Raw genomic sequence first — 12,589 nt, 5'->3', positions numbered from 1 at the left:
TTTTCGCACTTCCAAGTGTCAGAAAGGCACTCAGGAGACGTTTACAAACGATCGGTTATCCGTATCTTCTATGTTTGTAAACTCGCCTTCAACACTGCAATCAGGCGCTCCAAATGGCCAAAACACCGCCCAATCCCTCTTCCCGTCGGCCACAGGGCCGGCTTATCGGCTATGCGCGCGTCTCCACGGACGAGCAGGCGACGGAAGCGCAGGAGATGGAGCTGAGGTCGGCCGGATGCGATACTATCATCCAGGAGCATGGGTCTGGCGCCTCGCGGACCCGCCCCGCCCTCGCCCGGCTTGTTCGCGAGATCGGCGCCGGCGACACCCTTGTTGTGGTTCGCCTCGACCGCCTGGCGCGCTCGGTGAGCCACCTGCTCAATGTCATCGAGGAGCTGACGTCCAAAGGCGCCTATTTCCGCTCGTTGAGCGATCCCATCGATACCACGACGCCGCAGGGCATGTTTTCGCTGCAGGTCCTTGGCGCCGTCGCCCAGCTGGAACGGGCTCTCAACTCGGAGCGGACGAAGGCAGGCGTCAAAGCTGCCAAGGCAAAAGGCCGACTACCAGGCAATCCCGGTATTCGCGAACGCAGGCCGGAGGCACTGGCCAGGATGACGGCTGCTCAGAAGGCGGCCTACGGCGCGCGCATCCAGTCCACTGCCAATCAATGGCTTCCGATCGTTCGGCGCATGCGCCCGGACCACACCTGGGACGATATCTCGCGCGTGCTGAAGCAACGCGGCTTCGATTGGACCCCGGAGCGCCTGCGGCGTGCGGTAAGATGGATGGTCAGCGAAGGCATGGCCGACAAGTCGCTCCTGAGGAAGTCACCGCCTCGACCGCCCGAGGATCGCCTGATGACGCTTGTGGCGGGCATCCATTCCTCCAATCCGGAGCTCACCTTGCGAGAAATCGCAAACCAGCTCGAGCGCCTTCATGAGCGCACGCCGCGGGGTGGTACGAGATGGGCGCCCTCCTCCGTCAAGAATCTTCTCGACCGGGCAAAGCGCAGCGGCCTGCTCGAGGCAGCCTGAGCACGGAAGCCGGAATGACGTTGGGGCGCGAACGCGGTACAGATCGCGGGTGCCCACCGTCGCCAGCATACGCCAACAAACCCGGAGAGCGCTGCAATGGAAACGATGACTGTCAACAGCCGGGACGACTTCGCGCAATGGGCGATCGCGCGGGCCTGATCGATCCTAGAGGACCAAGGTTCGGAACTCGCTACAGCGGTCCGGAACGAAGGCGAACGACGGATCGGTGAAACCGCAAACGCTCTTGGCCAAGCGATCGTCGACGCACTGCTCGAGGCATTCGACGAGCTTGTCGACGGCGACTGAGCACAATGTTTCCGCCAAAAGGTGGCCGGGGGAAACGAGGCAGTTCGGCTCATCGAGGTACCCTCACCGTCTCGGGCGTTCCAGCGATCGCAGCAGCGCGTCCGAGACTTCCAAACGCTCGCCCGCCTTGTTCCCGTCGCTTTGCGGCTCTGGAGCCTTCGCGGCGGAAGACCTGCTGGCGTCCAGCTTGGCGCGCAAAAGCGCCATAACCATCGGCCATGTGGAGAATTTGCCCTCCCTTGCCTTGTCCGTCAGGCTGCGCAGATAACCGCCGGCGCTGTTGATCTGGTCGGAGCGCTGCAGGATCGCCGCGAGCGTAATCGCAGCCTGCACCTCCCCCATTGCCTCGCCCGCTTCTCGCCAGGCGCTGGGGCTGACCCCAAGCAGTGGCCGGGCCACCTCCGCGGCCGCCAGAAAGTCCCGCCAGTGGCGAATCTCACCCCCTGGCACCAAATCTTTCACGTCCGGGCAGGCATCAAGCACGATCCCCAAGGGCAATTCCCGCTTCGGCAAGCTCCGCAGGTTGTCGTTCTCCGCGGCGCTGCCGCCCGCTTCATCTTCTTTTCGAGAGCCTTCTTCAGATTCAGATATGGAGTCTGGGTTTGAATTCTGTATGTGGCGGCCAGAATGGGACTCATTGGCGTCCGGATTCTGTGTTTTTGCAAATGATTCCAACACCTCGAGGATCTCCGTGTAGAGACCGTGGAGATCGCAGCAGATGTCCTCGATGAGTTGCCTAGGGGCAGATCGCGGCAGGCGGCCGACAATAGCCTGGTAGGTCTGCTGTACCCTGCCCCAATTGCCCGGAACGTTCTCCTCGATGCCGGTCTCGATGAGCTTGACGATGTCGCGGCGCAGTAGCGTCAGGCGTTCCTTGGCAAGCCGAAATGCATTCTTTTCGGCTCGAACCGCGTCCGCCAGTTCCTCGAATTCCTCTGCACGGGCGACGATCGGGGCCAGATCGAACCCGTAGGCCTGTTCGACCTGCCCGCCCCTGCCCTTGCGGGCGAAGCGTTTGCCGTTCGGACTATCGCGACGAATGATCAGTCCGCAGTCGACCAGGACAGCCAGGTGCCGCCGCAGCGTTGTCGCCGGCATGCCGTTTGCACGAGCCATGAGTTGCTCGTTCGACGGCCAGACAATCAGTTCACCGTCGCCCGAGAGCTCCGTTTCTGGATGGAACGAGAGCAGGGCATTGAGAATGGCCAGCGAGCGGTCCGTGGCGCCGATCAGGTCGCGCGCTTCCCGGATCGTGTGGAACACCTTCCATTTCTGGACCTGCGCACCTTCCGGCACGGTCTTTGCCGCAGCCTGGCTTGCCATCATGCCAAGCGACATCGTTCGCCGCCCAAAGGGCGTCGTTGGGGTATGCGTCTGCATTTTTCTTCACCTATCGCTAGGCAATAGAAAACTGCTCGCCGAATCGGCGCTCACGACTCAGAAGAGCCTTGACTGTGATTCTCGGAAGTGCGATTCTCTAGTCACCACAACAAGAGAGGGCTTCCGGAAGCGATTTCGGTGGCCTTTTTCTTTGCCAAATTTCCTTCTGGCCGGAGTTCCGGCCGTTGATTCAGTCGCTGCCCTCCTCTCCGTTTTCCTGAAATTCCTGATAGAGGCGCTCTAGTCTCCTCGAGAGATAGGCGCCAAACTGCGAGGCGTCCTTGGCTTTCAAAGCTAAGGTGAAAGCCTTTCCGTTGTCCTTGGTTGAAACCTTCACGGCGTCGTTGGATAGGCTCCAGGCCCTTTCCGTGGGTGGTTGTTTCTTAGGCTTCCTTGCGCCCGAGACCTTGAGCTTTTCAAGCAAGAAGCCAAACCGATCGGCCTCCTCAAGGGCGGTGAACGCGTCCGATTGAACCAGTTCCAGAGCCTGGGCAGATTTCGCGGGCACCTGTACGATCTTCTTGAGTTCTTCCCAGCGATCACGTCCGATACCCTTGGCGGCGCCAAGAGCTTCGAGAACAGGAGCAGGGACCGTTTCGGCTACCGAGAGCATTCTGGACAGCAAGGTATCATCTATGGTGAGAGCGCTCTTAATTGTGCCTTTGTCGATCCCGGACTCTTGGAGCCGTCTTGCGTAGAGCGATTTTTCAATAAAACTGAGGTCGTCTCTGGCAGAGTTCTCCTGGCCCTGCGCAATCACGTGGGCAATCTCTTCGAGAGGCTTGATTACCGCCTTGACCTTCTGGCCAAGTTTTTTGGCGACGCGCACCCTGCGATGTCCAAACACAATGATATGACGGTTGCTTTCTTTGGGATGCGGCCGAACCAGCACGGGCTGATGTTGGCCCGCTTCCTTGATGGCTTCGAGGAGTTCCTGATCCTTGCCTGGATCCTCACCAATTCGGTCCTGATAAGGGGAGGGATCCAGTGTTTCAGGGTCCAGTGAAACGACCACGTCACCTTCTAGGACCCGCATCGAATTCTCTGCTAGGTCATCCAGCGACTGCATCATTGAACGCGATGCACCACGACGCGCGTATTCGACGCGCGACTCCCCCTTCTCGGCGGTTTCCGCTGACTTTGCTGGCTGCACGCCAATATTCGCGAGAAGATGCTTCCTAGCCATTCGTCATACCCGAAATCAAAGATATCTTGTTGAACTGCCTCTGTTTTTTGGCGATTTGCACGGCTGTCAAATTCCCGGTCATTTTCGACCCCAAGCCTTGTGAACAAGAGCGGTTATTTCGCTATTCACAGCGTTCAGCGACTCGACCGCCCGGTCATAGGTCGCCCGCACAAACTGAGTGCGCTCGACTTCGTAGACTGTCTGCTTCGTGATACCGGCATCGGAGATGGCTGTAGACTTCACCATTTGATTGTTCAGCATTCTCTTGCTGAACATAGCCTGCATGAAGCCAACCATTTGCGACTGGGGCCCATCCGTCGCCTCGTATCTCGTCGCAAGAAATCGGAACCAGTCGAGATTGACCTTGGCTCCGGCACCTTTGATGGATTGCAGGATACCGCCAAGCATCAGCAGGAATTGACTCATGCTCATGATGTCGAGCATCTGGGGATGCACGGTGATGAGCACTGCAGTGGAGGCGGTTAAGGCGGTCAGCGTCAAATAGCCGAGCTGCGGGGGGCAATCGATCACGACCACATCATACTGGTCGTCGACCTCCTTCAGGGCTTTCGAGATGCGCGTAAAGAACAGGCGGCCCTCATGCGAGTTGGCGGCTGCCAACGGCGTTTCGTACTCGTACTCCTGGAGTTCCAAATTCGCGGGAACGATATCCAATCCCGGGAAGTTTGTGGGCTGGATTATGTCCTTGATCGAGCGCTGCTGATCGTCATAGCGCAGTGCTTCGAACAAGGAAGGATTTTTGTCGAGCTCAGGCTGAATACCGTGAAGTGCCGTCAGCGACGCTTGTGGATCAAGGTCAATGGCGAGGACCCTGTGTCCCGTAAGCGCAAGATACTGAGCGAGATGGGCAGTGGTTGTTGTCTTGCCCGAACCACCCTTGAAGTTGACAACAGAGATCACCTGCAGGTGCTCGCCCTCGCGACGGCACGGCACATAGTTTTTCACGTCGCTTCGGCCGTGTTTGTCAAGATACTGGCGAAGCTCCAGCATTTGCTCTGCCGTGTAAGAGCGTCTGCCCGAGGATGACACCGTCGGAACAGGACCCTTTCCGTCGAGGTGAAGCTTCTTGATGTGGTTTTGTGTTACACCGATAAAATCAGCCACTTCGGCAAGCGAGAACAATCGCAGTCCCTTTTGCGCGTCAGGCGGATACTGCTCCAGACGCAGCATGTTCAACCGGTCAGAGATCAACTCACCCTGCTGGATGATCTCTTCGTCGAAATCCAACTCTTGTTGCTCTATGACCGGCACCACCGAGCTCTCTCCTTGAAATAACGCTTTTTCCAAAACAACGCACGGGAAAGCGTTATTACTATGGGCGATTCTGGTTCGGGTGCAAGCGGTTTTTGGTTAATGAAACCCTAATACGAGTCGCGCCGAGAGAGCGTCACATTTCGGCTCTGAGCCATTTCTTGTCGTTTTTTCTGTCACTTACGCCGCACCCTCCGCGCATTTGGCCCAAGATTTTATACTGGCAGTTTTGACGGGGGAGACAGCGATGGCACCGGCTGAGCCTCGTCACTGATCCGAAATTGGCGGAACTCTGCCGATTCTGAACCCGACTCAGCAAAAGTGAGTCGCATCAACGCCCCTGCCAAGAAGGTATCCAGGGCAAATCAGGGAACCACCCCGGCACTTCTGCCGGGGTGATCAATTCTGGTCCTTCGGGCAAGAACTGCATCTCGCACAGGAGTAGTGGCGGTGGATGCAATGTCGGCAATGAATGGCCGTAGCGAAAGTGACCTGACAATCTCGGGAAGGAGCGAGCCATGAGTTCGACTCCTTCCCATTCGCGGCTCGTGCGCAAACTGACGGACGCACTCGGAGAGGCAATCTGCCAGGCGCTCGACGATCCGCTGGTCGTCGAGATCATGCTCAATCCGGACGGCCGGCTGTTCGTTGAACGGCTGGGGCAGGGGATCGAGTCCATTGGTGAGCTCGCGCCCGGCGCCGCCGAAATCATTATCGGCAGCGTGGCCCATGCGTTGCAGACCGAAGTGGATGCGAGCCAGCCGATCATCTCGGGCGAACTCCCCATCGGAGGGCACCGCTTCGAGGGACTGCTGCCACCGATCGTCGCTGCGCCCACATTCACCATTCGAAGGCGGGCATCCCGGCTCATCCCGCTGGAGGAATATGTGGGCGCCGGGATCATGACCCACCGTCAAGCTACGGTGCTACGAAGCGCCGTTGCCTCGCGCATGAACATCGTGATCAGCGGCGGCACTGGGTCGGGCAAGACGACTTTGGCCAACGCCGTGATTGCGGAGATCGTCTCCCTGTCGCCCGATGACCGTCTGGTCATCCTGGAGGACACCGCGGAGATCCAGTGTGCCGCCGAGAACGCGGTTGCCCTTCATACCAGCGACACAGTGGACATGGCCCGGCTGTTGAAGAGCACGATGCGACTGAGGCCGGATCGGATCATCGTCGGCGAAGTCCGCGACGGTGCCGCGCTCACCCTGCTCAAGGCATGGAATACCGGCCATCCGGGTGGCGTGACGACCATTCACGCCGACAGCGCCGTCTCCGCGCTTCGCCGCCTCGAGCAATTGACCGCGGAGGTCAGCCAGCAGCCGATGCGCGAGGTCATCGGCGAAGCCGTCGACCTTGTCGTCTCGATCGAACGTGCCGGCCACGGGCGGCGGGTGCGTGATGTCATGCGTGTCACGGCCTTCGACGGCGCGCGCTACGCAACCGATCACCATCCCCAGATCGACGAGGAAAGTCATGCCGCATAACACCCGCGCTCTGGCCGCCGTCCCGGTCGCGGCAACGCTCTTGCTTGTCGCGCTTGCCACGCCAGCGCTCGCCTCAAGTGGCGGCGGTCTGCCCTGGGAAGGGCCGCTTCAACAGATACAGCAGTCCATCACCGGTCCGGTTGCGGGCTTCATCGCGCTGGCCGCCGTTGCGGTCGCAGGCGGCATGCTCATCTTTGGCGGAGAGCTCAACGATTTCGCGCGCCGGCTGATGTATGTCGTGTTGGTCGCCGGCATCCTCCTCGGCGCCACGCAGATCGTTGGCCTATTCGGCGCGAGCGGCGCCTCGATCGGCTATCCGGCCGACGAGGCGCCGCCGGCCGGGGCAGGGGAGGGGAGCGATGGCTGAGCCAGGCGTTGCTCTCACACGATCCCGCATCCATCGGGCGCTTTCGCGCCCGAACCATTTGATGGGGGCCGATCGGGAGCTGGTGTTGCTGACCGGTCTTGCCGCGGTGATCCTGATCTTCGTGGTCCTGACGTGGTTTTCCGTGCTGCTCGGGATCGCTATCTGGACCGCCGTGTTGGCTGCGCTTCGCATGATGGCCAAAGCCGATCCGATGATGCGGCAGGTCTATCTGCGCCATATTCGCTACCGCGCGGGCTACCGTCCGACCGCCTCACCATGGCGGAGGCCCTGACTGGAATGGTCGCGCTTCGTCAGTTCCGCAACACCCGGCCGTCCTTCTCCGACCTTCTGCCCTATGCGGGCCTGGTCGACGACGGCGTGATCCTGCTCAAGGATGGGTCGGTGATGGCCGGCTGGTATTTTGCCGGCCCGGACTCGGAAAGCTCGACCAATCTCGAGCGCAATGAGGTGTCGAGGCAGATCAACACGATTCTGTCCCGGTTCGGCTCGGGCTGGATGATCCAGGTCGAGGCGGTGCGCATCCCCACCGTCGCCTATCCCGCACGCGAGGACTGTCATTTCCCTGAGCCTGTGACACGCGCGATCGACAACGAACGCCGGGCGCATTTCGAGGCCGAAAGCGGGCATTACGAGAGCCAGCACGCGATCATTCTCACTTACCGGCCGCCCGAACGACGGCGGTCGGGCCTCGCACGCTATGTCTATTCTGACAGTGACAGCCGCTCGGAGACCTACGCCGATGTGGTCCTGGAGACCTTCCGCACGTCTATCCGCGAGTTCGAGCAGTATCTGGCCAATGTGCTTTCGATCCGGCGCATGGTGACGCGCACGGTCGCCGACCCTGAGACCGGCCGCGAGATCCAGTACGATGAACTCTTCCAGTTCATCCGGTTCTGCATCGTGGGAGAGAGCCATCCGGTTCGACTGCCGGCGATCCCGATGTATCTCGACTGGCTGGCCACGGCCGAGTTCCACCATGGCCTCTCGCCGGTGGTCGACGGGCGGTATCTGGCCGTCGTCGCGATCGACGGGCTTCCGGCCGAGAGCTGGCCGGGCATTCTCAATTCGCTCGACCTGATGCCGCTCACTTACCGGTGGTCGAGCCGCTTCATTTTCCTCGACGACCAGGAAGCGCGTGCAAAGCTCGAACGCACCCGCAAGAAATGGCAGCAGAAGGTGCGGCCGTTCTTCGACCAGCTTTTCCAGACCCAGAGCCGCGCGGTCGACCAGGACGCCATGACGATGGTCGCCGAGGCCGAGGACGCCATTGCCGAGGCCTCTTCCCAGCTCGTCGCCTTTGGCTATTACACACCGGTGATCGTCCTCTTCGATACCGACGACGCGCGGTTGCGCGACCAGGCCGAGGCGGTGCGCCGGCTTGTCCAGGCCGAAGGGTTCGGCGCGCGCATCGAGACACTCAATGCGACCGAAGCCTATCTCGGCAGCCTGCCGGGCATCACCTATGCCAATGTCCGCGAACCGCTCGTCAACACGCGCAATCTGGCGGACCTCATTCCTCTCAACTCGGTCTGGTCAGGCAGCACGACCGCGCCGTGCCCGTTCTATCCGACCGGATCCCCACCCTTGATGCAGGTCGCTTCGGGCTCGACGCCCTTCCGGCTGAACCTTCATGTCGACGATGTAGGGCATACGCTCGTGTTCGGTCCGACCGGTTCGGGCAAGTCGACATTGCTCGCGCTGATTGCGGCCCAGTTTCGCCGCTACGAGAACGCGCAGATCTTCGCCTTCGACAAGGGCCGGTCCCTGCGCCCGCTCACGATCGCCGCGGAGGGCGATCATTATGAGGTCGGGGCAGGGGAGGGGACTTCCCTGTCGTTCTGCCCGCTGGCCGAGTTGTCGACCGAGGGAGATCGGGCCTGGGCAAGCGAATGGATCGAGACGCTGATCGCTATGCAAGGTGTTGCGATCACACCAGATCATCGCAACGCGATCTCGCGGCAGGTCGGCCTCATGGCGTCGGCGCGCGGCCGCTCGCTCTCGGATTTCGTGAGCGGGGTGCAGATGCGCGAAATCAAGGACGCGCTCCACCATTACACGGTCGACGGGCCGATGGGGCAACTTCTCGACGCCGAGGAAGACGGGCTGGCGCTCGGCGCGTTCCAGACCTTTGAAATCGAGGAGCTGATGAACATGGGCGAGCGCAATCTCGTGCCCGTGCTCCTCTATCTCTTCCGCAGGATCGAAAAACGCCTGACGGGCGCGCCCAGTCTCATCGTTCTCGACGAAGCCTGGCTGATGCTCGGCCATCCCACCTTCAGGGATAAGATCAGGGAGTGGCTGAAGGTCCTGCGGAAAGCGAACTGCGCCGTTCTGCTTGCCACACAGTCGATCTCGGACGCGGAACGCTCGGGCATCATCGACGCGCTCAAGGAAAGCTGCCCGACCAAGATCTGTCTGCCGAACGGCGCCGCGCGCGAACCGGGCACGCGCGACTTCTATGAGCGCATCGGCTTTAACGAGCGCCAGATCGAGATCGTCGCGACCGCGACGCCGAAGCGCGAATACTACGTCGCAAGCCCCGAGGGCAGACGGCTATTCGACATGGCGCTTGGCCCGGTCGCGCTCGCCTTCGCAGGCGCCTCGGGCAAGGAAGACCTCAAACGCATCGATCAGTTGCACAAGGATTATGGTCCGGACTGGCCGGCTGCGTGGCTTATGGAAAGGGGGATCAGCAATGCCGAAGCCATTCTTACACGCGATTAGGATCACGGCCGCCTCGGTGATGAGCGCGTGCCTGGTTCTCCCAGGCTCGGCTCATGCCGGTGCGGTCACCGGGAACGCAACCGAATGGACGCAGCTGCTCAACAACGCCGAGCTGGTGGGGCTCACAGGCCAGTCGGCCGAGCAGATCCAGAACCAGATGACGCAGATCACGCAACTTTCCGAGCAAATCCAGAACCAGATCCGCATCTACGAGAACATGCTGCAGAACACGTTGCAGCTGCCCGATCACATCTGGGGGCAGGTCGAAAGCGACCTCATGCAACTCCAGAGCCTCGTCAACCAGGGCGAGGGCATCGCCTTTGCGATGGGCAATATCGACGACGTTCTCAAGCAACGCTTCGAGAGCTTCGCCGAGTTCGAGACGGGGCTCGCGAACGGCGAGGATTTTTCCTCGAGCTATCAGTCATGGTCGGACACCAACCGCGAGACGATTTCGGCGACGCTGCGGGCGGCCGGGCTGACGGCCGATCAGTTCGCCAGTGAAGAGGCGACGATGAGCCAACTTCGCTCGATGTCGCAGAGCTCCGTCGGACAGATGCAGGCGCTTCAGGTCGGCCATCAGATTGCCGCGCAACAGGTGGCGCAGACGCAGAAACTGCGCGGCCTCGTCTCCCAGCAGATCACGATGATGGCGACCTGGCATCAATCCGAGCAGGCCGCAAAGGATCTCGCGCAGACACGTCGAGAGGACTTCTTCAACTCGAACGCGCCGTCGACATCGGGCGGCCAGGTCATGGAGCCGCGCTGGTGACGAGAACACTTATCATCGTGGCGGCGGCCACTGTCATTGTCGGAATCGCTGTTGCGATCTGGGTCGTCCCGAACCTTGGCGGGGAACCGGACCGGGCACGCAGAGTCCTCGACACACCGACTGAGTATGACACCACCGCCGGGCAGGAGATGCGGCCGCGCTGGGGCAACGGAGAGGGGCAGGGCGATGAGGCCCCCGACAACTAAGCTCGCCATTGCCGCCAGCCTCGGCGTCCTGTTTTTTCTCCAGCCCGCCCTCGCACAGGATGGCTCGCTTCTCACGACGCTGGAAAACGAGGTCGCGGACGCCGCGCAGGGCTGGGAGACGACCGTCATGCAGGCGGCGCGCTCGCTGTTCTGGATCCTTGCCGGCATCGAAGTTGGCATTGCGGCTGTCTGGCTGGCGCTCGGCGCCGCGTCGCTCGACACGTGGTTCGCCGAGTTGGTGCGGCGCATCATGTTCATAGGCCTGTTCGTCTTCATCCTCGAGCAGGGGCCGGACTTCGCACGCGCAATGGTCGACAGCCTCTTCCAGATCGGCGCAGGGGGCGGCTCGGCATCGCCAGCGAACGTCTTCAACGCCGGCCTGCAGGTCGCGAGCCAGATGTCGGAGAAGGCGCAGTTCGGGCTGTTCGAGGACAACGCGCTGGCGATCGCGGCGGTGTTCGCCATGGTGATCGTCGTCATTGCCTTCAGCCTGGTGGCCGCGATCTTCGTGGCCGTGATGGCCGAGATGTATGTCGGGCTGCTCGCCGGGATGATCATGCTGGGTCTCGGCGGCTCGAGCTTCACCAAGGACTTCGCCGTCCGGTATCTCGTCTATGCGTTCTCGGTCGGCATGAAGCTGATGGCGCTGGTGATGATCGCGCGCATCGGTTCTGAAGTCCTCATCAATCTCGCCAACTCCCCCTCGGGCGCCGACGAGTTTCTCTCCACGCTGGCGATCGGCGGCATTTCCGTCGTGGTGTTCGTCATCGCCATGTACGTACCCAACATCGTCCAGGGTGTCGTGCAGGGGGTATCGGTGACCGGCGGCATGGAGACGATCCGCCACGGCGGCCAGGCCGCAACCATGGCCGCCGGCAGCGCCGCGCTGGCCTGGGGCGGCGCGAGGGCAGGGGCCTCGGCCTATTCCGATGCACGGGCCGCTGGCAGCTCGTTCGGAGCCGCGGCGCTCACAGGCATGACCAGCGGCGCGACGGCAGCCGGCTCCGCGCTCGCCTCGGCCGGGCGGGACAAGGCGATCGGCGTTCCCGGCACCTGGGGGGCATCGACGCTCGGCCTTGCCAATTCCAAGCTCGATCAGAGCCAGGGCCGCCCCACCACCAGAAAATCAGCAGACGACAAGGCGTGACCATGGCCGCAAAGAGCCCACCGGAAAATCCCTACCTTGCCGCACGCCAGGAATGGAACGAGCGCTACGGCTCGTATGTGAAAGCGGCCGCGTCCTGGCGCATCGTCGGCGTGACGGGGATGCTGATGGCGGTGATTGGCTTCTCCTATGCGCTTTATCAGAGCACGCAGGTGCAGCTGGTGCCCTACATCGTGGAAGTCGATCGGCTCGGCACGGCGGTGAGCGCCGGCTTCCCGCAACAGATCGAATATGCCGACCCTCGCGTCGTGCGTGCCACGCTTGGCAGCTTCGTAAGCAATTTCCGTTCGGTCACGCCCGATGCCGTGGTCCAGAAGCAATATATCGACCGCACCTATGCGCACTTGCGCACCGCCGATCCGGCGACCGAGAAGGTCAACGCCTGGTTTCGGGGCAACTCTCCGTTCGACCGCGCCCGCACGATGACGGTGGCCATCGAGGTCACGAACATCGTGCCGCTTTCCAACCAGAGCTACCAGGTCGACTGGACGGAATATGAGCGCGACCGGCAGGGCAGGGAACAGGACGTAAAGCGGTTTCGGGGCGTCGCCACGGTCACCCTGACGCCGCCCCAGGACGAGGCAGTCATCCGCCTCAACCCGATCGGCCTTTACCTCAGAGATTTCGACTGGACGGCGCAATTGTGAGTGCCCGGAGGACTCT

The 12,589-nt window shown here is 61.6% G+C and carries 12 protein-coding genes; 9 read left to right on the top strand and 3 right to left on the bottom strand.

Annotation, left to right across the window (positions count from 1 at the left end):
- Positions 1–113: 113 nt before the first annotated feature.
- A complete protein-coding gene (locus tag P2W41_RS18695) occupies positions 114–1,037 on the top strand; it encodes a recombinase family protein (protein WP_223006666.1) in 924 nt (307 codons plus the stop codon).
- A gap of 369 nt (positions 1,038–1,406) precedes the next feature.
- Here P2W41_RS18695 and repC read toward each other — a convergent pair whose 3' ends face one another.
- The 3 genes from repC to repA all read right to left on the bottom strand — a co-directional run bounded on the left by repC (position 1,407) and on the right by repA (position 5,184).
- The gene (gene repC / locus P2W41_RS18690; protein ID WP_223006667.1) at positions 1,407–2,723 is read right to left on the bottom strand and encodes a plasmid replication protein RepC; all 1,317 of its coding nucleotides are present in this window, start codon (positions 2,721–2,723) and stop codon (positions 1,407–1,409) included.
- A 190-nt stretch (positions 2,724–2,913) separates the two neighbouring features.
- Positions 2,914–3,909: a plasmid partitioning protein RepB gene (gene repB, locus P2W41_RS18685; protein WP_223006668.1), complete on the bottom strand. Its 996-nt coding sequence runs from the start codon at positions 3,907–3,909 to the stop codon at positions 2,914–2,916.
- A gap of 78 nt (positions 3,910–3,987) precedes the next feature.
- Complete coding sequence (gene repA / locus P2W41_RS18680) at positions 3,988–5,184, bottom strand: plasmid partitioning protein RepA (protein ID WP_223006669.1); 1,197 nt, start codon at positions 5,182–5,184, stop codon at positions 3,988–3,990.
- 515 nt (positions 5,185–5,699) lie between these two features.
- On the opposite strand from repA, the gene trbB reads away from it, so the two are divergent.
- Genes trbB through P2W41_RS18640 form a run of 8 tightly spaced genes read left to right on the top strand, consistent with a single transcriptional unit; the run spans position 5,700 to position 12,573 of the window.
- Positions 5,700–6,671, top strand: coding sequence for a P-type conjugative transfer ATPase TrbB (gene trbB, locus P2W41_RS18675; RefSeq protein WP_223006670.1), 972 nt, complete (start codon positions 5,700–5,702; stop codon positions 6,669–6,671).
- Positions 6,661–7,038, top strand: a complete 378-nt coding sequence (locus P2W41_RS18670) for a TrbC/VirB2 family protein (protein ID WP_009452544.1) — start codon at positions 6,661–6,663, stop codon at positions 7,036–7,038. Before trbB ends, P2W41_RS18670 begins: the two co-directional genes overlap by 11 nt.
- Positions 7,031–7,330 (top strand): conjugal transfer protein TrbD, encoded by a 300-nt coding sequence (locus P2W41_RS18665; RefSeq protein WP_009452543.1) that lies wholly within the window; start codon positions 7,031–7,033, stop codon positions 7,328–7,330. Before P2W41_RS18670 ends, P2W41_RS18665 begins: the two co-directional genes overlap by 8 nt.
- Positions 7,331–7,335: 5 nt before the next feature.
- A complete protein-coding gene (locus P2W41_RS18660; RefSeq protein ID WP_223006671.1) occupies positions 7,336–9,783 on the top strand; it encodes a conjugal transfer protein TrbE in 2,448 nt (815 codons plus the stop codon).
- On the top strand, positions 9,755–10,555 hold the full coding sequence (trbJ, locus tag P2W41_RS18655) for a P-type conjugative transfer protein TrbJ (protein ID WP_223006672.1): 801 nt from the start codon (positions 9,755–9,757) through the stop codon (positions 10,553–10,555). Before P2W41_RS18660 ends, trbJ begins: the two co-directional genes overlap by 29 nt.
- Positions 10,552–10,761 carry an entry exclusion protein TrbK gene (gene trbK / locus P2W41_RS18650; RefSeq protein ID WP_223006673.1) on the top strand — a complete coding sequence of 70 codons (210 nt, stop codon included), beginning with the start codon at positions 10,552–10,554 and terminating at the stop codon, positions 10,759–10,761. Before trbJ ends, trbK begins: the two co-directional genes overlap by 4 nt.
- Positions 10,742–11,908, top strand: coding sequence for a P-type conjugative transfer protein TrbL (gene trbL, locus P2W41_RS18645; RefSeq protein WP_223006674.1), 1,167 nt, complete (start codon positions 10,742–10,744; stop codon positions 11,906–11,908). The genes trbK and trbL overlap by 20 nt, the downstream gene beginning before the upstream one ends.
- 2 nt (positions 11,909–11,910) lie before the next feature.
- The gene (locus tag P2W41_RS18640) at positions 11,911–12,573 is read left to right on the top strand and encodes a conjugal transfer protein TrbF (RefSeq protein ID WP_119396918.1); all 663 of its coding nucleotides are present in this window, start codon (positions 11,911–11,913) and stop codon (positions 12,571–12,573) included.
- Positions 12,574–12,589: the final 16 nt, after the last annotated feature.

It is taken from the genome of Nitratireductor sp. L15S-10, from assembly GCF_045011005.1.
In the GTDB taxonomy this organism is placed as follows: domain Bacteria; phylum Pseudomonadota; class Alphaproteobacteria; order Rhizobiales; family Rhizobiaceae; genus Nitratireductor.
Note: the sequence above shows the minus strand (reverse complement) of the source record. Positions and strands in the feature narration are given on the sequence as shown.

Excerpts from the sequence above, each read along its gene's own strand:
- P2W41_RS18695 (WP_223006666.1), top strand. The coding sequence starts at position 114 with ATGGCCAAAACACCGCCCAATCCCTCTTCCCGTCGGCCACAGGGCCGG.
- repC (WP_223006667.1), bottom strand. The coding sequence starts at position 2,723 with ATGCAGACGCATACCCCAACGACGCCCTTTGGGCGGCGAACGATGTCG.
- repB (WP_223006668.1), bottom strand. The coding sequence starts at position 3,909 with ATGGCTAGGAAGCATCTTCTCGCGAATATTGGCGTGCAGCCAGCAAAG.
- trbB (WP_223006670.1), top strand. The coding sequence starts at position 5,700 with ATGAGTTCGACTCCTTCCCATTCGCGGCTCGTGCGCAAACTGACGGAC.
- P2W41_RS18670 (WP_009452544.1), top strand. The coding sequence starts at position 6,661 with ATGCCGCATAACACCCGCGCTCTGGCCGCCGTCCCGGTCGCGGCAACG.
- P2W41_RS18665 (WP_009452543.1), top strand. The coding sequence starts at position 7,031 with ATGGCTGAGCCAGGCGTTGCTCTCACACGATCCCGCATCCATCGGGCG.
- P2W41_RS18660 (WP_223006671.1), top strand. The coding sequence starts at position 7,336 with ATGGTCGCGCTTCGTCAGTTCCGCAACACCCGGCCGTCCTTCTCCGAC.
- trbJ (WP_223006672.1), top strand. The coding sequence starts at position 9,755 with ATGCCGAAGCCATTCTTACACGCGATTAGGATCACGGCCGCCTCGGTG.
- trbL (WP_223006674.1), top strand. The coding sequence starts at position 10,742 with ATGAGGCCCCCGACAACTAAGCTCGCCATTGCCGCCAGCCTCGGCGTC.
- P2W41_RS18640 (WP_119396918.1), top strand. The coding sequence starts at position 11,911 with ATGGCCGCAAAGAGCCCACCGGAAAATCCCTACCTTGCCGCACGCCAG.